This window comes from Williamsia soli (assembly GCF_017377795.1).
Classification (GTDB): domain Bacteria; phylum Actinomycetota; class Actinomycetes; order Mycobacteriales; family Mycobacteriaceae; genus Williamsia; species Williamsia soli.
The window spans coordinates 734,606-756,199 of the sequence record NZ_JAFRDR010000003.1; the positions used below are offsets into that span (position 1 = coordinate 734,606).

Sequence of the window (21,594 nt, forward strand, 5' to 3'; positions counted from 1 at the left end):
GACGCAGCAGAGGCCATCACGGCACCTGTCCCACCACATTCGGCCCCGTACGACGTCACCGAGGGCGATATGCCCTCGGCGCACCCACACGGGGCTGAATCTGGTGGTCAGAGGCGACGCAAGGCCCGCGACGCCAGCGGAACTGTCACCACCAGCAGCGCGCAGATGCTGATCAGCGAGTAGAGCTGGGGATTTTCCGACGCCCAGGTCACGGGATTCGGCAGTAGCGGGTTCACCGTCACCGGGTTCCCGAAGCACTCTCGAAGACTCTGCGCGACAGCGGTCACCGGGTTCCAATTCGCGACAGCGCGCAGCGGACCCGGCAGCGTGGCGGCCGGGATGAACGCCGACGAGATGAACGTCAGCGGAAAGAGCACGGTCAGGAGCAGGCTCTGCGCCGCCTCTGCGGACCCTGCCAGCAACCCCACCACCGCCCCCACCCACGAGAGCGCGAATCCGAACAACAGCGCGATCGCATAGCCGGTGAGTGCCTCGCCGAAGCTGGTGTCGATGCGCCACCCGATCGCGAGCCCGGCCAGAGACATCACGATCAGCCCCACCACGTTGACCGTGATGTCCGACACCGACCGGCCGACCACGAAGGCCAGCCGGGACATGGGCAGCGCCCGGAACCGGTCGACCATGCCGCTCTTGATGTCGGTGGCAAGCCCGAGTGCGGTGAAGCCTGCATTGAAGGCGACGGTCTGCGTCATGATGCCGCCGATCAGGAACTCCCGATAGCGGTCACCCCCGAGAGCCTCGCCGAAGACGTACGAGAACAGCAGCACGAACATGAGCGGCTGCAACACGACACCGAGGATCATCTGCCAGTTACGCAGGATTGTTCGGATGTTCCTGAGCGCCACCACTTCGCAATCGACCAGGAAGGTTCCGGCGTTCCGTGGCCGCGGGCCAACGATCGGTTCCGCCACGGCGAGTGTGTCAGCCACGGGGTGCGCTCCCTGCCAGGGACACGAAGACGTCGTCGAGGGTCGGTTCGGAGACACTCGAGTCAGCGACCTCGATACCCGTTCTGGCGAGTACGCCGATGGCGTGGGTCAGACTGCGACTGGCGTCGTGCGTCGAATAGGTGATCACTGAGCCGTCGACGTCAACGGCGTGCACACCGTCCATCCGGCCGATCACCTCGGAGGCGGATCTCGCGTCGCCCGCGCGGGTCAGCTGCAGGCGCACCTGCGCTGTGCGGAGTGTCGACTTCAGTTCCGCGGGAGTGCCGCGCGCGACCACGTCACCGCCGACGATGACGGTCACCGCGTCCGCGAGTTGATCGGCCTCTTCGAGGTATTGGGTGGTCAGCAGAACACTTGTCCCCTCGTACACCAAAGCTTTGATCTCCGACCACAATTCGGTTCTGCTGATGGGATCGAGACTTGCGGTCGGCTCGTCGAGCAGCAGTACCGGCGGCCTGATGATGATGGCGCCCGCCAGATCGATCCGGCGTCGCATCCCGCCCGAGTAGGTGGCGACTCGGCGTTTGCCCGCCGTGGCGAGATTGAACTGCTCCAACAACTCTCGCGACCTCCGGGTGGCCTGTGTGCGCCCCAGACCCGACAGTCTCCCGATCATCACCAGGTTCTCGTGTCCGGTCAGGTTGTCGTCGACGACGGCATGTTGTCCCGACAGTCCGATGAGACTGCGCACCTGGTGTGAATGCGTCCGAGCGTCGATCCCGTTGATGTGTACCGAACCCGACGTCGGCGACAAGAGGGTGGCGATGATCCTGACGGTGGTGGTCTTGCCCGCACCGTTGGGGCCCAGCAGTCCCATCACGGTGCCGGCCGGGACCACCAGGTCGATCCCCTTCAGCGCGTCGACACCGCGGTAGCTCATCCGCAGGTCTGCGACCTCGATTGCGTGGGCGTCATTCACAGACAGGGACCTCGACCTTCACTTCCGGATCGTCGACCAGTGGCTGCACCGGCACGACGGGTTCACCGGGTGAGGTCGGTTCCGTCAGTTGATACGTCACCGTCACCGTCTCACCGGGCGGGATCTGGACCTGGCCGGTGGCGAAGGGATGTCCGCGTTCGGTGCCGACGGCCATCAACATCGGATCACCGTTCACAGTGGCCGAATCGATGGTCGCGCCCTCGGTTCCATAGAGGGTCACCGCGGAGAAGTTCGTACCGTTCGGTAGCTGCAGCTGCGGATTACCCAGACTGCCGATCACGTACGGCGGCAGACTCAGGTCGGTCAATGTGTTGGTGAACTTCACCTCGACAGTCGACGTCCGGGTGTCGGAATCGCAGCTGCCGGCCTTGTAGGTGATCTCCCGTTCCAGGTAGTAGTCGATCTTGTTGCCCGCCAGGTTTCCGACCACGACGTTCGCGTACGGCGCGGGGGTTTCGGCGACCTCGTGCGCGAGACCGGCGTCGGTGAGCAGTTGCTGCTCCTTCTCGTCGGCGCTGTAGACCATCAGTCGCTGTTCGTGCACCGAACGCCCCAGCGCCTCCAGCACCTTGGACGTGTTCCCGCGCATCGAGGTCAGCGCCGACACCGACTTCTGGGCGATCTCTTGCAAGTACGCCTTGCGAGCGGTGTTGTTGTTCGCGAACTGCTGGTAGGACGTCGACAGGGTCAGCTCGGTGACATCGTCGCCGGTCACCTTCTGGCCGTTGTCGAGAGTCACGGGCCCGGTGGCGTCGAGGAGGTAACTGAGCGCGACGGGATCGAGCGCGACCGCACCGTCGAGCTGCGTACCCGACTGCTGTTGCCACATGTTCATCCAGATCTGCGCCGCGTACGGGAAGTGGGCGCTGATGTTGCTGTTCCGGATGTCGGTGTAGGGACGGCTGTACTTGTAGTTGTAGTCGTACTCTTCCCCGAGGTCGACAGGGTTTGCCGGCGCATCGATTTCGGCGTTGGTCCCCAGGTCGTCGACGTTCACCCGTCCGTTCTCGGCGCTCACCACCCCGTAGGCACCGAGAAGTCCACCCGTGGGGCGGGATTCGGCCGGTGTCTGGAATCCGAAGAAGTAGTTGCGCTCGCCTCCTCCTCCCAGCATCGGAGGCAGCAACTGGGCAGCGGTGTCGGTACCGCGGATGAACCGCGCGGATTCGGTGAGCTGGTCGAGCAACTTGGTCCGGGCATCGGACACCGTGCCGAACCAGCTTCCGTCCGTGGACGTCACGTCGGCCTGGATCGCTTCGGCGCGGTCGGCGATGACTGCCAGCTGCGGTTGCGCCTGCGCGAGCGCCGCCGTGTTGATCGTGTTGTCTGCCGATCGAAGGTTGTCAGGGTTGATGACCCCGGCCAGCTCCGCCGTCGGCGCCAGCACATCCGACGCCAGCGCATCCACCGAATCGGTCATCTCCTGCACCGATTGCAGCGGATCGCCGAGCCAGGGGATCGCGGCAGCCGCCGACCACACCGGGTTGTGCGCATCGTCTTTCGCCGACCGGGCGTCGGAGACGGCGGCCTCCGCTTCGCCGACAGCCTTGTCGGTGTCGCCGTCGAGGAAGGCCCGCTGCGCCGACGAGGCATGCCCGCGGGCCGAATCCAGGGAATCCTTCGCCTTCAATCCCAGGTAGCCGAGATACAGGGCCGCCGCGACGAGCAGCACCAACACCACGAAGATCCCGAGCAGCCACCACCGCAGGCGCGACCTTCTTCTCGGGGCGGGTTCAGGCGTTGCAGCGCTGGTCAATTCTCTCTCCTGGTGCCATCGGTGATGTCGAGATCTGTGTTGCTGCTCAGGCCGTCCGAGACGGGAGCATCGATGTGGCCGCCCACCAGGCCGGCGATCGCCGTCATTGCCTCTTCGCTACCCATCGCGTGATGCGCGACCGGCACCCGTTCGAGGTTCATCGTCCCTGTGACCAGCTGTTCCCATTGAGTGGGGTCCGGATTGTCTTGTGCTGCTATCAAAATCGTTCTCTCCGCCCGGGAAGGACCTGGTTGATAGGCTGCGGCGGCGGTGATCGCCTCGACGCAGCGTACCCGGTACTGCTCGAATCTCTCGTGGTCGATGGCTCTGAGCGCCGCCTCCAGCGACGCATCGATGGCGGCGCCGCGGGACGCCTCGTGATCAAGGCGCGGATCGAGCAGTACGAGTGTGTCGACGACGGCGCCGGAAGCCGTGAGCTGGCGGGTCACCTCGTGTGCGAGGACCGCACCGAGCGACCATCCGAGAAGGCGGTAAGGGCCGCTCGGCTGGGTGCTGCGGATCGTCGCCACGTGGTGGGCCGCCAGCTCTTCGATCGTGAGCAGGTGGGGTGCGGCGGGGTCGTCGAGTCCGGGCATCTGCAGCCCGAGCACCGGGATCGACAGTGTGGCAGCGAGCGGACGGTAGTCGTTCACCAGCCCGCTGATCGGGTGGATGCACCACAGCGGCGTCCCTGCCCGACCGGCGGAGAGGTCCACGACCGCGCCCAGACCCGCTGCCAGGTCTGCGTATTGATCGAGGACGGCGGCCAACGCGACGGGTGTCGTCTGTGCGAACAGGACAGCTGCCGGCACCGGTCGACCCAGACGGGCGGTCAGTGCCGCGGCCGCGGAGGCCAGCAGCAGCGAATTGCCGCCGACAGCGAAGAAGTCGTCATAGATGCCGAGTTCGTGGTTGCCGACGACGTCGCGGAACACCTCGACCACAGCGGCTTCGGTCGGGGTACGGGGCACGCCGCCGGCGACGGTCCACACCGGTTCGGGAAGGGCTGCGGTGTCGAGTTTGCCCACCGGCGTGCGTGGGAGCTCCGGGACCAGGACGACGGCGGCCGGCACGAGGTGATGAGGGAGTTGCGCGACCAGGACGTCCATGAAGCGTTCGGGAACCGAATCGGTGGGATCGGCGGCGATCACGTACGACACCAGTACGGGCCCGGTGGGACCGGTGCGCAACACGGTGGCCGCGGTACGCGCACCGGCGGCGACGAGTGCGGCATCGACCTCGCCGGGCTCGATCCGCTGGCCACGGATCTTGACCTGACGGTCGGCTCGACCGAGGTACTCGAGATCGCCACTTTCCAACCGGCGCACCAGGTCTCCGGTACGGTACATCCGCTCACCCCCGGGCGCCGCCACGAACCGAGCGGCGGTGAGTGCAGGGTCCCGGCGGTAACCGAGCGCCAACGCCGAGCCGGTGAAGTACAGCTCGCCGACGGCTCCATCCGGAGTCGGACGGAGATGCGAATCGAGCACATGGCTGCGCAATCCGGGCACTCCGCGACCGATCACGGCCGCGCTCTCGGGCTGCATCGAACCACGTGCGGTACCGAGAACGGTTGTCTCCGTAGGTCCGTACAGGTTCGTCAGGCTACGACCATGACTCCACCGCCGGACGAGTTCCGGAGGACATGCCTCGCCGCCGACGAAGAGGGCACGCAGCGCGGGCAGTGCGGTCTCGTCGAGGGTCGCCAAAACCGAGGGGGTGGCGAATGCCTGCGTGACACCCAATTGTTGCAACTGGTCGGTGAGGGTCCTGCCGCTGGCGTCGTCGGCGGGGACGACGGCGAGGGTCACCCCGGATGCGAACGCCCACACCATCTCCAGGATCGATGCATCGAAGCTGGGGCTGGCGAGGTGGGCGACGCGGTCGTCGTCGGTGGCGGAGAACACCGCAGGCTCCACCAGATTGCGCAATCCCCGGTGCGAGACCACGACACCGTTCGGATTTCCCGTGGTACCGGAGGTGAACAGCAGGTAGGCGGCATCATCGACGCGCATCGGCGTCCAACCGACAACAGGCGCGTTGTCGTCGGGTGCGGCTACGGGTACCTGGACCCGGCAGTGGTGGGCCGCGTTCGGCGCCGTCACCGCGACCTGGGCGCCGCTGATCGCGATCATCCGTTCAATGCGTTCGGACGGGTACCGCGGGTCGACGGGGACGTACACCGCGCCAAGTCGTGCGATGGCCCAGAATGCAACCACCGATTCCACGCTGCGCGGCAACATCATCGCCACCGGGTCACCCCACTCGACCCCGGCAGCCTGCAGGTCTGCGGCCACAGCGGCCGACCAGTGGTCGAGTTGCGCGTAGGTGGCGGCGGTGACGCCGTCGTCGACGGCCACCGCGGCGGGGCGCCTGCGCAGCGAGTCCTGCAGCAGCTCTCCCAAGGTCACCTCGGGTCGACTGGGGACGCGGTGCAAGCGGTCGGCCCGCTCCTCTTCGGTGCGTAGATCGGCCGCCTCGAGCGACGTGATCTCGTCGGCGACGATCAGTCGCAGGGCCACTTTCCAGCGCAGCGCGAGGGTCTCGATGGCGCGCTTGTCGTAGAGCGCCGTCGCGTAGGTGAACATCGCGGTGTCGCGGCCGACGGTCACCTGCAGGTCGAACTCCGAGTTCGGGCTCAGTTCGTTCGGTACATGGCCGCCGGGTTCGTCATTGACCGACAGGGTCACCTGGACGACCGGATGTCTGCCCAGCTCCCGGATCGGATCTTGCTGTGCCACCACCTCATCGAACGGCAGAAGCGCGTGATCGAGCGCGGCCAGATCGATGTCGCGAACGAGTTCGAGTAGATCGTCGGTCGTCATTCCGGTGTGAAGCGTCGTCCGCAGCGCCACCGTCGAGACGAACATGCCGACCATGTCCGCGGTCTCCGGATGCCGCCGCAGCGACACCGGCGTGCCGACCGCGACATCGTCTGTGCCGCACGCAATGGAGAGCGTGAGGGCCACAGCTGCGTGATAGACGTGGAACTCGCTGACGCCGCGGCGGCGGGCGGTGAGCGCGACAGCCTCCGTGGTCGGTTCGTCGACCGGCACCGCCACGGTGGCCGTGCGCAGTGACCGCTGCGGATCCCGGGGAGCGCAGTCGGGCAGTTCGAGTACCCCCGGGTAGCCGGCCAACGCCTGCTGCCAGTAGCTCAGCATCTCGTCGCGCGTGCCGGCGTTGACGACGTTCTGCCAGCGCGACACCTGGCCGTAGTCGACGGGCAGCGGCTGTAGCGGGCGGCCCGCCAACGCGGCGTCGAGGTCCCGGCGGAGCACTGCGACCGATTCACCGTCCATCGCGATGTGATGGGCGACGATCACCAAGAACCGGTGTCCGGACTGATCGACCAGCGCAGGACGGACCGGTACGGATGCGGTCAAGTCGAAAGGCGTTGCCAGCAGCGTCGCGACGACGTCGGTCAACTCGCGGTCGCCGAGATCTGTGATCGGCGGGATCTCATCGAGCGTGACCTGCACGGGTGCGCCACTGCGGTCCGGGTAGATGGTGCGCAGGGGCGCGTGCCGGGCAGCGACCGCGTTCCACGCAGCAAAAGGATCCGCGCCGGAGGGAACACCGACCACCACCGGCACCGCGTAGAGCGGACGCTCCGGCAACATCTGCTGGATGAGCCACAGCCGTTGCTGGGCAGGTGAGAGGGGCACCGGTCCGAGGTCGGGCGGTGCACCGGCACCGGTCAGCGGCGGGAGCGCTTCGACGCCCGGGGATTCCGATTGCAGCAAGAGCGACGTCAGAGCAATCGGCGAGGGCGCCGCGAACACGTGCCTGACCGGTATCGCCGTCGCGGTGGCCTCGCCGATGATCGCGACCACCTGGGTGGCGGACAGCGAGGTACCACCGATGTCGAAAAAGCTTGCGTCGCGATCGATCTCGCCAACGGACAGGCCCAGCACCGTGGCCATCGCGGCGGTGACAATCCCCTCGAGCTCGAGATCTTCCGCTGCCGGCGACCAGCTCGGTGGCGCGGCGACGGAGATCTCGGCCGGCTCCGGGCGCGGCGCGATCTCGCGGATGTGCACCACGGGGAACGGCTGATCCGGTGCGGTGGCCGCCGCGAGGAGCAGACGCGTGAACTCGGCGAGCAACTCGTCCGCCAACCCGGCGGGAATCGCCGGACCGTGCACCACCGTGATGTCGAGGTCGCCGCCGGCCCCGGCCGACAGCACGAACTCAAGGTCGTACTTCGGCGCCACGAGCCGTGCGGTGTCGGAAAGGACCTCGACCTCGAGCCCGGGCAGGGCCAACTGGTCGGACGTCATTGCGCCGAGCGCTTCCTGGTGGACCAGGAGCACCGAGATCAGGGGGTCGGCACCGGCGACTGCAGCAGTCCCGGCTCGACCGGCCGGGCTCACGGCACGCGCCACCGCGTCGTACGGCACGTCGGCGTGCGCGTGAGCGGTCAGGTCGGTGTCACGGGTGCGGCGCAGGGCCGTGCGGACTGTTGATTCGGGGTCGACGACGGTGCGCAGCGCCAGGGTGTTGACGAACATGCCCACGACCGGTTCCCACACCGGGTCGTCACGCCCGAGCACCGGTGCGCCGACGACCAGGTCGCGCGATCCTGTCCGCTGCGCCAGCAACGCCGCCAACGCCGTGTGCGTGACGTGGAAGAGCGTCGACGATTCCGCCTGCCCGACCGCTGTGAGCGACGCCAGCGTCGTCGCATCGATGGTTCCGTGAACCGCTCCCCCGTCGCCGACGTCGGAGGGGTCGGTCGCTCGACCCGGAAGGCGTACGGGGCCCGGCACATCGGCCATCTCACGCCGCCAGAATGCGATCTGCTGCGCGTATCGGCTCGCAGGATCGGCCGGGTCGCCGAGGTGGGCACCCTGCCACTGCGTGAAGTCTGCGTACGTCAGGGCCGGTCCGGGCGTGAGTTCTCCGGAGTAGGCACCGACGAGATCGCCGAGCAAGATCGGCATCGACCATCCGTCGGCGGCCACGTGGTGCAATGCGATCACCAGCCATGCCTCACTCTCGCCCGCGACCAGCACCTCAGCACGGAAACCCGGTTCGGTCGTGAGATCGAACGGCGTGGTGATCAGCTCGGCGATCCGCCCCATGACACCGTCGCCAGGAATGTCGGTCACCGGCGCACGCCGGACCTCGGCGGGCTCGCCGACGAGTTGCCTTGGCCCGAGCGAGGTCTGCGGGTATGTGGCCCGCAAGGTTCCGTGTCTGCGCTGCAGTTCGGCCACCGCATCGGCGAGCCGCTCGGTGTCGAGTGCACCGGTGAGGCGCAGGACCATCGGAATCACATAGGCCGTCGAGTTCTGGTCTATCCGGTTCAGGACCCAGAGCCGTTGCTGCGGATAGGCCAACCCGAGGTCGGCGGGAACGGGCCGGTGGTGGGGTGCGTCGCGCGAGGACAGCGACGGTGCGAGCAGATCCACGGATGCCGCGAGAGCGGCGAGACTGCGCGCGTCGAGCACGTGGCGCACCGTCACGTCGCGGTTCAGCTGCTGACGAAGCCGGCCGGCAACTCGGCTGGCCGACAATGACGTACCACCGGTGGCAAAGAACTCGCTCTGCCGTCCGAGCGATTCGGCGGGCACGTCGAGCACCTCGGCCCAGATCGCGGCAAGGATGTCCTCGGTGGGCGTCTGGAGCGGCACCAGGTCGTCGATCACCGGTGACGGCGCAGGCAGCGCTCGGCGATCGAGCTTGCCACTCGGCGTCATCGGGAAGTGGTCCACGACGGTGATGTGTGTCGGGATGTGCGTGCCGGGAAGGATCGCACGCAACTGGTCGCGGATCGAGCCGGCATCGAAGGGGTGGTCGGGGTCGGGGATGAGCCAGGATGCGAGAACCGGTTCGACACCACCAGTCGAGATGGCCGTGGTTGCCCGTTCGACACCGGGAAGGGACATCAGGGCCGCGTCGATCTCGGCCGGTTCGAGGCGGACACCCCGGACCTTGATCTGTTCATCGCTACGGCCGTGCATCACGATGTCACCGGAGGCGTTGCGGTGTACGAGGTCACCGGTCCGGTACATGCGGGAACCGTTGGGATCGAACGGATGCGCGACAAATCTCGTCGAGGTGAGCGCGCTGGCGCCGGTGTAACCACGCGCCACGGCGGGGCCCGCCAGGTACAGCTCGCCGACGATCCCGTGGGGCACGGGCCGCAACCGGTGATCGAGCACGTATGCCGCGGCGGCTGCCATCGAGCGTCCGATCGGGATGACCGGGGCCGCCACCACCGAGGGATTGGCCGTCGCTGCGATGGTGGCCTCGGTGGGGCCGTAGAAGTTGACGATGCGCCGGCCGGGTGCCCAGCGTGCGGCCACCGATTCCTGCAGCGCCTCGCCACCGGTCACGACGATTCGCACCGAGCTCAGGGTCTCGGGATCGATCGTCGCCATCACGGCAGGTGTCGAGAAGAACGTGGTGATTGCCCTGCGGGTCAGCAGTTCGCCCAGTTCGTTGCCGCCGATCACTTCCGGTGGGCAGACGACGACGGTGGCTCCCGCGGCGAAGGCGGGGATCAGTTCGATGAGGTGGGCGTCGAAGGTCGTGGCGTAGTTGTGCAGTACCCGATTGTCCGGCGTGAGATCCACGTGCGTGATGACGGCGTCGACGAGTGGTCGCAGGCCGGCGTGGGTCACGCTGACGCCCTTGGGTTCTCCGGTCGAACCGGAGGTGAAGATGATGTACGCGACGTCGTCCGGGCGGATCGACCGCCGGCGTTCGTCGGCCCGGAACGCACTGGCGTCCCCGGCGAACGCCGCGTCCCTGCCGACGTCCGCGAGATCGAGCCAGTCCACCACCGAGAGTTCTGGCCGCTGCCCCGGCCCGTGCAGGCCGATCGTCGCCCCGGCAGCGCGCGCCATGGTGCGTTGCCGACTCAGCGGATCGTTCACGCCGAGGGTGACGAAGGCAGCACCGGTCTTCGCGATGGCCCAGGTGGCCAGGATCGACCATGCCGACCGCTGCACGCAGATTGCGACGACGTCGCCGGCGCCGATACCGCGGGCGATGAGGGCCCGGGCAATCGTGGTGCTGATCGAGTCCAGGTCGCGATAGCTCAGGACCCACGCCTCGTCCTCCACCGCGGTGGCCAAGGGTTGCGTCATCACGCTGCGACGCAACAGATCAGGCAACGGCTCGAAGTCGGTGATCTGCGGAATCGACTCGATGTCCCCGGTCGATCCGACGAGGTGGCGCGCCGGTGGCGCCGCTGGGTCGTCCAAGACCGCGTAGAGCAGGGTCGCCAGCCGGTCGACGAACAGCTTCGCGTCTGCGGTGTCCATCCGGGACTCCGAATACGCCAACCTGATCTGCAGAGCGTCTCCGACCTCGGCGACCGTCAGGTCGAGGCCGAAACGGGCGTAGGGACGTTCGACATTCGTGTGGTTGCCCTCGAGCGCAGTTCCCAGGTCGGCGACGAAGACATCGACAACGGGACGGACCCCGCGGCGGTGTTCTGGATCCGCCAGGTCGGCAATCGCCTCCGCCGGGTATGCGCCGTGCGCGAGGCTGTCGAGATCGGTCCGCGTGACCTGTCGGACGATCGCCGAGAAGGGTCGCTCGATGTCGATGTCCGTGCGCAGCAGCACGGTTCGCGCAAGCATGCCGACCGTCCTCGCGAACTCCGGGGTGTCTCGCCCGGCCGCCACCGTCCCGATGACGACGTCGGGCTCATCCCCGAGCCGGGCGAGGAGAACGGCCAGCACCGCGTGCACGACCATGAAGGGCGAACTGTGATGCGCCTGGGCCTGCTCCCGCAGCTGCCGCATGCGCACCGGATCGATGACCACCTCGGCGATCGAGGCCGGTCCGGCCTCTCCCACCGGTGGTCGCAGGCATGGCAACTGTGGTCGTGAGACCGGTTCGGCGAACACACCTTCCCAGTACTGACGCAGGATCTGACCGTTGTGCGCCAGCGTCTCGCCGGCCCACGCGGTGTAGTCCCCGTAGTCCAGGGACACCGGGGGCAGCTCGATTCCCGCGGCGAGTGCAGCGGCTTCCGCGTGCAGCACCCGAACGGATTCACCGTCGACGACGATGTGATGCACGACCACGGCGAGTTCCACCCCACCCATCGGGGATTCGAACACCGCTATCCGCCAGGGCAGTTCACGCTCGAGATCGAACGGACGGTCCAGCTCGGCCAGCGCCGCCATGGGATCTGCCACCACCTGCGCGGACGTATCGACCTCGATCGTATCGACCAGTTGCTGCCAGGGACCTGCCGAATCGGCCGGGAAACGTGTGCGCAAACCCTCGTGCCGCGCCACCAGTGTGCGCACCAGGACGCCGATCCGTTCGGGAGACATGTCCGCCATCGGGACCAGACCGCCGAGGTTGTAATCGGTGCGTTCGGGGTCGAGCTGCCAGTTCAGCCACAGCGCCTGCTGCTGAGCCGTCAACGGCACACGGCTCGGACGTTCTCGCCGCACAGGTGTCGCGACCGGCAGCGCCTGCGGGCGGACCGAGGCGGTGTCGATGTCGGCGGCCAGCAACGCGATGGTCGGCTGTTCGAAGATCGCCCGGACCGGTAGGTCGGCGCCGGTCACCGCGCTGATGGCTGCGGACAGGCGCGCAGCGGACAGCGAGTTCCCGCCGAGTTCGAAGAAGTTGGTGTCGGGGCCGATGGCACCGGCCTCGATGTCGAGGACCTCCGCGACCGCGGCCGCGACGGCGACCTCCGTGCCGTGCAACGGCCGACTGGCCTCAGGTGCGGTCAGCGCAGGCAACCGGGCGACATCGAGTTTGCCGGTGGAGGTCAGCGGCCAGTCATCGATGATCTGGACCTGGGCCGGAACCAGATGCGCCGGCAGGATCGCCGCGCACGCCGTACGCAGCCGGGTCGATGAGACACCTGCGTCGTCGACCACCACGTAGGCGACCAGCACCTCTTCGCCGACCCGATCGCTGTTGCGCAGCAACACCTTTGCGTCCGCCACTCCGGACTGCGCGCGCAGGACGGCGGTGATCTCCCCCGGTTCGATCCGGTGCCCACGGATCTTGAGCTGCTGATCCCCGCGTCCCAGGTACTCCAGCCTGCTGTCATCGACCCAGCGCGCGAGGTCACCGGTGCGGTACATCCGGGATCCGGCAGGTCCCCACGGTGTGGCGACGAATCGGGTGGCGGTCAACCCCGGCATGTTGGCATAGCCCGCGGTGACCTGGGGGCCGGTGATGTACAGCTCGCCGGTGGCTCCCACCGGTTGCGGCCGCAGATACCGGTCGAGGACGACCAGGCCCACGCCCGGGAGTGCCGACCCGATCAGGCTTCGCGAATCCGTGACGTCGACCTCGGTGACCGAGGCGTGCACCGTGGTCTCGGTGATGCCGTACATGTTGACCAGTCGCACCTGGCGATGCCGGGCGTGCCAGGACGCCAACGCTTTCGGGTCCAGGGCTTCGCCGCCGAACAGCACCACTCGCAGCGACTCCGGGATCGCGCGGCCGTTGCCTGTCGCCACCGTGGGCAGTTGCAGCAACCGTGAGAACGCGGTTGGGGTCTGGTTCAAGATGGTGACGGCCTGGCGGTTCAGCAATTCGACCAGTGCCGCCGGTTCGCGTGCGGTGTCGTGGTCGACGACCACCACCCTGCCGCCCGACGTCAACGGTCCGAAGATCTCCCAGACGGAGAAGTCGAATGCCGCGGAGTGGAACCAGGTCCACACGTCGTCGGTGCGTGCATCGATCGTCGACAACGCGGACTCGAGCAGCGTCGCCATGTTCGATCTGGTGATCACCACTCCCTTGGGGGTTCCGGTGGAACCCGAGGTGTAGATGACGTAGGCGGGATCATTCGGGCGTGGTGCGACAGCCGTGTCGCGGAGGTCGGCCAGTGCCGTCGGTGAGGGGGCGGTCGACCCGATGTCGACGATGTCCGCGAGACCGGTTGCTGCTGTTGCGTAGCGGGAGGCGCCCAATACCGCTGCGGGGTTCGCGTCGCGCAGGATCCCCGCGATCCGCTCGGCCGGGTAGGTGGGCTCGATGGGCACATAGCCGGCGCCGACGAGCAACACACCGACCATCGCGACGACGGTGTCGGTGTTTCGGTCGGCCAGCACCGCGACGAAGTCGCCCCGGCCCACGCTCCGGTCGCGCAGGACCCCTGCGACATCGATCGCCCGGCTCACGAGTTCGGAGTAGGTGACGGCGCCGTCGGCGTCGCTCACGGCAACCGCGTCCGGATCTGTATAGGCGCGCAGCACAATGGCTTCGGTGACGTCGACGAAGTCGTCTCGTAGCGCCGGAACCGCCGGCATCTGGGCGTCGGCGAGATGTTCGGCGTCGGGGGCCGTCAGCTCATGCATGGTCACCGTTGCCGGATCCACGGTGCGGGACATCGCCTCGATGGTCCGGACCAGAGCCCCGATCAATCGCTGCGCCATGGCCGGGCGGACGTGCCACAGCCCGTAGGTCAGCGTGATCTGCAGAGGCGCGCCCTCGCCGTTGTCGGTGATCGTGAACTCGAGGGGTACACGGGCCTGTCCCACTCGGATCGGTGTCAGTGTGACGTCACGTTCTGCGGGACTGCTGGGGGCGAGCTGGTAGGCGATCATGACGTCGAGGTAGGCATCGGAATCGAGGGTTCGCGGCGGCGCGAGTTGTTCCTTCACCTCCTCGAACGAGACTTCTGCGTGGGCGATCGCATCGGTCACGACGTGGTGGCTCAACCGGATTGCGGTACGCAACGACGCTGCGGGCGCAGTGTCACTCCGCAGCACGACCGTCTGCACGAACATTCCCACCGCCGACATCATGTCCGTCGTCCGGCCCGCGGTGGGTGTACCGATGACGATGTCGTCGGTTCCGGTGAACTGTCCGAGGGTGGCTGCGAGCGCCGCGTGGAGTACGTGGAACACGCTGGCACTTTCGCCGACCGCCAACTGCTGCAGGGCGGCACGGGTGCGTTCGGAGACCGCGACGTCCAGGTACTGCGCGGGTTCGGGGCCCGACGGCATCTGAGCCGGGTTCGCTTGGAACGGCAACTGCAGATGAATCGGCGCGCCATCGAGTACCCGCGACCAGTGGTCGAGCAACTGATCCCGATACGCACTCGAATGGCCAGGAGTTCCCAGTGCCCTCGTCGCGGCCCAGGCATGATCGCGGTATTGAGCCGCGGGTGCCGGCCAGGTGGGTGCGGTGTTCGCGATTCGGGCGCGCAAGGCTCGGCCGAAGTCTTCCGCCAGCACTGTCATCGACCAGCCGTCCACGGCGACGTGGTGCGCGACGAGCAGCAGGCGCAACGTGGGGGCCGCACCCGGTGCGTCGTTCTGTTCGGTGCCCGGTTCCGCGCTGAACAGATCGGCACGCCACGGCAGGTCGGTGGCGAGATCGAAGGGCCGCAGAGCCTCCGCCTGCAGGTTCGCAGCTGCGTGCGCAGTGGGAAGTGGACGTGGGGAGAGCAATCCGGACAGCTGGTTGCGGACCCGGTCGATCGGAAGGAGCTGGGGTTGGGGCAGTCCGGCATTGTCGGCCAGGACAGTGCGGAGAACCTCATGCCGCGCAACGACATCGGTCAATGCGTCGACGACCGTCCGTGGGGTCGCGGCTCCGGGAAGGTCGAGGACCGCCGGGAGATGGTAGACGGCGCTGCCGGCGTCGATACGGCTCAGAACCCACAGGGCCCGTTGCTGCGACGTCGGGGGCGGCGGCGACGTCTGGCCCGTCGGCAGACCGGGGTTGGTGTGTCGCGGCGCTGCGTTGACCGCCGTCTCGAGGTCTGCGATCGACGTCGAGTCGGCCACCATCCGAACGCCGACGTCGCGACCGGTGCGCTCAGACAACAGCAAAGCGATGTGCATGGCCGACAACGAGTTCGCACCCAGATCGAACAGGCCGACATTGGGGCCGATGGCGCCCGGGTCGATTCTGAGCACCTCCGCGACGACCGCCCGCACCGGCGAGATGACCCCCTCGCCCACCGGTTCCGCGTGCGCGGCCGGGATGGGCAGCGCCGCCAGATCGCGCTTGCCCGATGCGTTCAGCGGCCACTGCTGCACCACGACGATGCGTGCAGGAACGAGGTATCCGGGCAGGACCTGCCCCGCAGCAACTCGCAACCGGTCTTCGTCGAGAACGTCGTCGATCAGATCATCGGTGCGCAGCCGGACGTAGCCGGTGATGTCGCCGCCACCGGCTGATTCGGTGTTGCGGATCAGCACTTCGGCCTCTGCCACACCGGAAATGGTCGTCAGCGCGGAGGCGATGTCGCCGGGTTCGACGCGGTGGCCGCGGACCTGGACCTGGCGGTCGGATCGACCCCGATACTCGAGGTCGCCGTCGATCGTCATCCGCACGACGTCGCCGCTGCGGTACATTCTGCCGCCGCCGAGACCTTCCGGGCACGCGACGAATCTCTCGGCGGTCAGTGCGGGCTTGCCCACGTAGCCACGGGTGACCTGTGGGCCGCAGGCGTACAGCTCCCCCCACACCCCTACCGGTACGGGGTGCAGGTGGCGATCGAGAATCAACAGGGTCGTTCCGGCGAGCGGTTCACCGATCAGCGACCGTGAGTCCGAGGGCGTGACCGGACCGATCGTGAGATGCACGGTGGTCTCGGTGATCCCGTACATGTTCGACAGCAGCACCCGCTCACCGAAAGCAGCGCGCCAGTCCAGCAGGCGGGCCGGTCGTAACGCCTCACCCGCGAACACCACCGCCCGGAGCTGCCCGGGGTCTGCGTCGCGGGTCGCGACCACAGCAAGCGGATAGAACGCCGACGGGGTCTGCGACAAGATCGTGACCCCGCTCTGACGCAGCAGCGGCCAGAGCAGCTGGGGGTCGAGAACCGTTGGCCTGTCCACCAAGACCACGCGTGCGCCCGCGGTCCATGCAGCGAAGATCTCGAAGACCGAGACGTCGAACGCCGTGGAATGGGTGCAGCTGAACACGTCGTGTGGGGTGAAGGTGTAGCTCTGCCGCGCGGCGTCGAGAAGCGCGATCGCGTTGCCGTGGGTGACCGACACGCCTTTGGGTCGGCCCGTGGATCCCGACGTGAAGATCACATACGCCCCGTCCGACGGGGTGATGTCGACCGGCGTGAAAGGCGCACTGGACTCAATAGGTCTCCGCCCGCCATCCAGATCGATCTGCGGCAGAGAGGCTGAAAAGTGATGCTTGGTCGATGAACTGACCACCACCGCTCGGGGGTTGGCGTCCTCGAGGATCGCCGCGATCCGCTGCTGAGGGTAGTCGGGATCGATCGGAACGTAGGCTGCGCCGGCCCACAGGACCGCGAGTTGGACCGCGAGTGCATCAGCGTTGCGCGGCAGAGCCACCGCGACCAGGTCACCACGCCCGACACCGACGTCCTGGAGTTCTGTCGCCAAGGTCTCCGCGTCCGCGACGAGTCTGCCGTAGTCGCGGGTCTCGTCCCCGAATGTCAGGGCGGGTGCGTTCGGGGTGTGCTGTGCGACGTCGCGGATTCGATCTACCAGTGTGCCGCCGGCCGGGCGAACAGCATTGCGCACGGGTGTCTGTGATCCTGGCACCAGCTCTGCGGGTGAAGAACTCGGAACAGCGACGGACTGCGCAATCGCCGTCACATATGCGTGGCACAAAGCCGCCGCCATCGACTGACTGAACAGATCACTGCGGTAGGTCAGCTCGATGCGCAGTCCGTCGGCGGTGTCGTCGACACTCCACTGCAGCGCGGCCCGTGCATGACGGGAATCGGATGGGTGTACCTCGATCTGGAGGTCGTCGACATTCCATTGTCCGAGTGGCTGGTTTTGATACGTCAGCAGGATGTCCGCGAGCGGTGACACGGTGATGTCGCGCCGGGGTTCGACTGCGGCAGCCACCGTCGAGAACGGTACGTCAGCGTTGTCGAGTGCGAAATCGATTGCATCAGTGGACTTGACGAGGACGCCGTCGAAGGTTTCCGCCGCCGCGATCCGGATACGGGTCGCCACGGGGTTGACGTACATCCCGACTGCGTTGTCGAGGTCGGGTCCCGACCGTCCCGCTTGGGGAACGACGATCACGAGGTCGTCGGCGCCGGTGTAGCGGGCAATGGTCACGGCAAGGCATGCATGCAGCCAGGCAAAGGTACTCGTCCCCCGCTGCGTCGCAGCCTCATTCAGCGCTGACGACATTTCTGGACCGAGTGCGCGACGCACCACCGCGGCCGGCGCGGGTTCGGTTCTGGTTCGTGCCACGGAGAGGTCGGTCGGCAGTTCGGGACGGGACGGCAGGTTCTCGAGCCGTCGCTGCCAGCGTTCGAGCTGGGCAGCGGAGACCTCAGAGGCCACCCGCGCATCCACCCCGGCATCGATGTACTGCGTCGTCGGGGCCCACGCCGGGTCCGCGCGGGCGATCCGAGCGCGGTACGCGATGGCGAGGTCGGCGACGAGCACGCCGAGCGACCAGCCGTCCACCGCTGCGTGGTGGGTGCGCACCAACAGTTGGTGGACGCCTTCGTCAATTGTTCTGAGCTGCAGGGCGAGCGGAGGCCGGACGGTCGGATCGATCGTATCGGCGCTCAGCAGGTCGAAGTCGGTCTCCGGGGCCTCGAAGCCGAAGTCTGCGGAGAACAGAGCTTCGGCCGCACTGACGATCTCTTGCCAGTCCGTGCCGTCGGTTTCCATCCGGATGATGGTGCGCAGCGCCTCGTGCCGCTCCACCACGTCCGTGATCGCTACGATCAGCGCGTCCCGATCCAGCGTCCCCCGCAGTTCGATGGCGGCGCTGAGGTGGTTTGCGGTCGACCCCGGCTGGAGTCGGTCGGCGAGAATCAATGAGATCTGTCCGGACGAGGCCTCGGGTCGCGGCGGGCGGATCGTCACGGCGTCCTCACGCTGAGGGCCCGACGCGGTTCGGTCGATGACCTCCGCCAACTCAGCGAGGTCCGCGGCCTCGAGGACGTCCCGAACGCCCAGCGTCGACCCGGTGACCGCTTTGATCCGGGCGACGATTCGAGTGGCATCGAGAGACGAACCACCGAGTGCAAGGATGTCGTCGTCCATCGACGGGTTCGTGATGGTCAAGACATCGGAGATCGCTTCGGCGAGAAGCCTCTCCGACTCAGTGACTGCAGCCCGATGAGTCCTGGTGTCGACGTCGCTGGGGTGCGGAAGGGCCGCCCGATCGAGTTTTCCGGTGGTGGTGATGGGTAGCGCGTCGAGCTGCACGATGTGGGCCGGCCACATCGACGTCGGCAATCGCAGACTGATGTGGTTGCGGACCCGTTTGGTCAGGCGCCTGTCGTTGTCGGGCGAGGCGATGTACAGGGCCAGGCGCGCATCAGCTTCGTCGCCGACCACGATCGCGGCAGCCTGGTGGACTGCCGGATGGGTCATCGCTGCCATGGCGATTTCGCCCGGTTCCACACGCACACCACGGATCTGGACCTGATCATCACTGCGGCCCACGTAGTGGAGTTCTGCGAAGTTCTCACTCCAGCGAACGCGGTCGCCGGTGCGGTACATCCGGCTCCCTGACCCACCCCACGGGTTGGCGATGAAGGCAGCTGCGGTCAGGCCCGCGTGCTTGGAGTATCCCTGTGCCAGTGCAGGTCCCGCGAGATACAGATCACCTACCGCTCCGGGCGGCAACGGGCGGAGACGGTGATCCAGCACGTAGCAGGACATGCCCACGATCGGCCTGCCGATCGGAGGACGTGCACTGCCGCTTGCAGTGAGGGGTTCGGTGCCCGTCGCCATGACGGTCGATTCGGCGGGACCGTAGAGGTTGAACACCTCACGTCCGGTTCCCCAGCGCCGCACCACATCAGGCGGGCAGGCTTCACCGGCGAGCATCAACGTGGTGGACACGCCGTCGCGTAACGCGGCCGGGTCCATCGACGACAGCACGCTGGGGGTGATCACCGTGTGTGTAACGGAGCTGCCGTTGAGGAAATCCGCGAGCTCGGCGCCGCCGACGATTCCTGAAGGGGCCGGGCACAACGCCCCTCCACCCGCAGCAGCGAACAGGATCTCGAAGATGGATGCGTCGAAAGCCGGTGATGCCAGTCCGGATACGCGCAATACGTCGTCGGCACCCAGGTGCCGCTGCTGTTGCATCAGCGCCGACAGGCCACGGTGGGTGACCTGCACGCCCTTCGGGGTTCCGGTGGATCCCGAGGTGTAGACCAGGTAGGCAACGTCCGCGAGCTGAATCGGACGTTCGAAGACCAGAGGGGCATCGGAGGCACCTGCCAGGTCGACGTTGGTCAGATCGAACCAGCGATCACCGTGTTCGGCCGCTATGCCGCCCGAGGCCGTGAGGACGAGGACGGGATCGGAGTCTGCCAATTGCGCTGCGATCCGTGGCGCGGGATGCGCGGGGTCGAGTTGCATGATGGTGGCGCCGGTGTGAGCCACCGCCCAGAACGACAGCACCTGGTCGAGTCCGCGTCCGGTGCCGATTGCAACGGTGGTCCCGGGTTTCGCTCCACGGGCCTGCAAGATGTGCGCGAGTTGGCGAGACCGTGCCGCCAGTACGTCGTACGTCCAGTGCGCCCACCCGGCATGCAACGCTGGGCGGTCACTGTGACGGAAGGCCGCCTCATCCAACAGCTGCGGGAGTGTCATCGCGGACAGCGGCGGTGCGGCGGCGAGCGGAACTCGGTCTCGTTCGAACCGGGACAGCAACGGCAGATCGTCGACTGTGGTGCCCGGCGCCGAAACCGCTGTCGCGGCGAAGGACTCGATGAACGCCAGCAACCGACCGTGATGGCCACGCAGTTCCTCGAGGCCATACCGATTCGGATTTGCTTCGAGATCGAATCTGAACTCGTTGGAATTGTGCGGATTGCCGGTGCGGTACAGGTTCACCGCCAAGTCATCGACAGCGCTGGTGGTGAGGATGTGCAACGACCCGGTGGCGTCTCCGAACTGCAGAGGATCGACGGTCAGCATCAGGTTCAGTAGCGGTCCGGCGAACTCCCGAGCGGCCAACGACGACGTTGCACCGTCCATGAGCTCGCGTATGTCTTCGAACCGGAACCGCTGGTGCCGGAGCGCGCCCATCATGGCGGCCTGGGTGGATGCGACCGCAGACGCGAGCGTTGATTCCGCGCCAACGGCAGTCCGCAGCGGGACGACGTTGGAGACAGTGCTGTACGTGTTCCGGAGCGTCGCGGTGGTACGAGCAGCGACCGGAAGGCTGAGCGCCACATCGTCGCGTGCGGTCATTCTGCTCAGGTAACCGGAGGCTGCGGCGCCGACCAGCACCGGTAGCGAGGTCTTCAGCGCTGATTCCGCCCGCTGCAGCAGTTCCACCAACTCAGCCGGAATCAGGCATGAAACCCGTCGAGGGTCAGCCCCGGCGTGACCTACTCGATGACTCAAAGACGCCGGCGACGTCAATTCAGCCACGTGCTCACGCCAATATTCGCGGTCCTTTTCGTACCGAGACGACGCTCGGTAGTCGATGTCTGCCTGAGCGAGACCCGCCAAGTCCGCGGCAGGAATGTCATCGACGGGTCCATCGGCAACGCGCTGGTTATATGCAGACGCAACGAGTTTGAGCGTCTTGAAAGCGCCGGTGCCGTCGAATGTGAGGTGGTGCCCGCGCTGGTAGTACAGCCACTTGTCGTCGGCAACGCGCAGGATCGCAGACGCCATCAGACGGTCGGTGAACAGATCCACCGGCCGCGTGTAATCGGCGCGCATCCACTCATGGGCCGCGTTCATCGGATCGGCTTCGCCACGCAGATCCGACACGGTGATATCACCGCTCAGATCATGGTCAATAACCTGCTCGACACCGCTCGAGGTCTGTTCGAACCGGGTGAAGGCGATCCCGGTCTGCCGGCCGACCTCTTGTGTCACCGTACGAAGGAGGTCCGGATCGATATCGCCGGTCAGTTCAACATATTCGGCGATATTGATCGGGCACAGGGGCATCGCCTGCTGCGCCGACCAGAGCGCTCGCTGGGCGCGAGTCAGCTGCTGGCGGAGCACCATGCCCACGAGGGCCCCTCCTCACTTGGG

Annotated in this window: 4 protein-coding genes; all 4 read right to left on the bottom strand. The window is 67.0% G+C overall.

The genetic code is table 11. The annotated features are described in order from the left end of the window. Positions 1 to 107: 107 nt before the first annotated feature. From J3S28_RS11885 to J3S28_RS11900, 4 genes are read right to left on the bottom strand one after another with little or no spacing between them, the layout of a single operon-like run. Positions 108 to 950 (bottom strand): ABC transporter permease, encoded by an 843-nt coding sequence (locus tag J3S28_RS11885; protein WP_307797049.1) that lies wholly within the window; start codon positions 948 to 950, stop codon positions 108 to 110. Continuing rightward, positions 943 to 1,890, bottom strand: a complete 948-nt coding sequence (locus J3S28_RS11890; RefSeq protein WP_307797051.1) for an ATP-binding cassette domain-containing protein — start codon at positions 1,888 to 1,890, stop codon at positions 943 to 945. The genes J3S28_RS11885 and J3S28_RS11890 overlap by 8 nt, the downstream gene beginning before the upstream one ends. Continuing rightward, on the bottom strand, positions 1,883 to 3,667 hold the full coding sequence (locus J3S28_RS11895) for a DUF4012 domain-containing protein (RefSeq protein ID WP_237341369.1): 1,785 nt from the start codon (positions 3,665 to 3,667) through the stop codon (positions 1,883 to 1,885). The genes J3S28_RS11890 and J3S28_RS11895 overlap by 8 nt, the downstream gene beginning before the upstream one ends. Further along, positions 3,664 to 21,567, bottom strand: coding sequence for a non-ribosomal peptide synthetase (locus tag J3S28_RS11900; RefSeq protein ID WP_237341481.1), 17,904 nt, complete (start codon positions 21,565 to 21,567; stop codon positions 3,664 to 3,666). The genes J3S28_RS11895 and J3S28_RS11900 overlap by 4 nt, the downstream gene beginning before the upstream one ends. Positions 21,568 to 21,594: the final 27 nt, after the last annotated feature.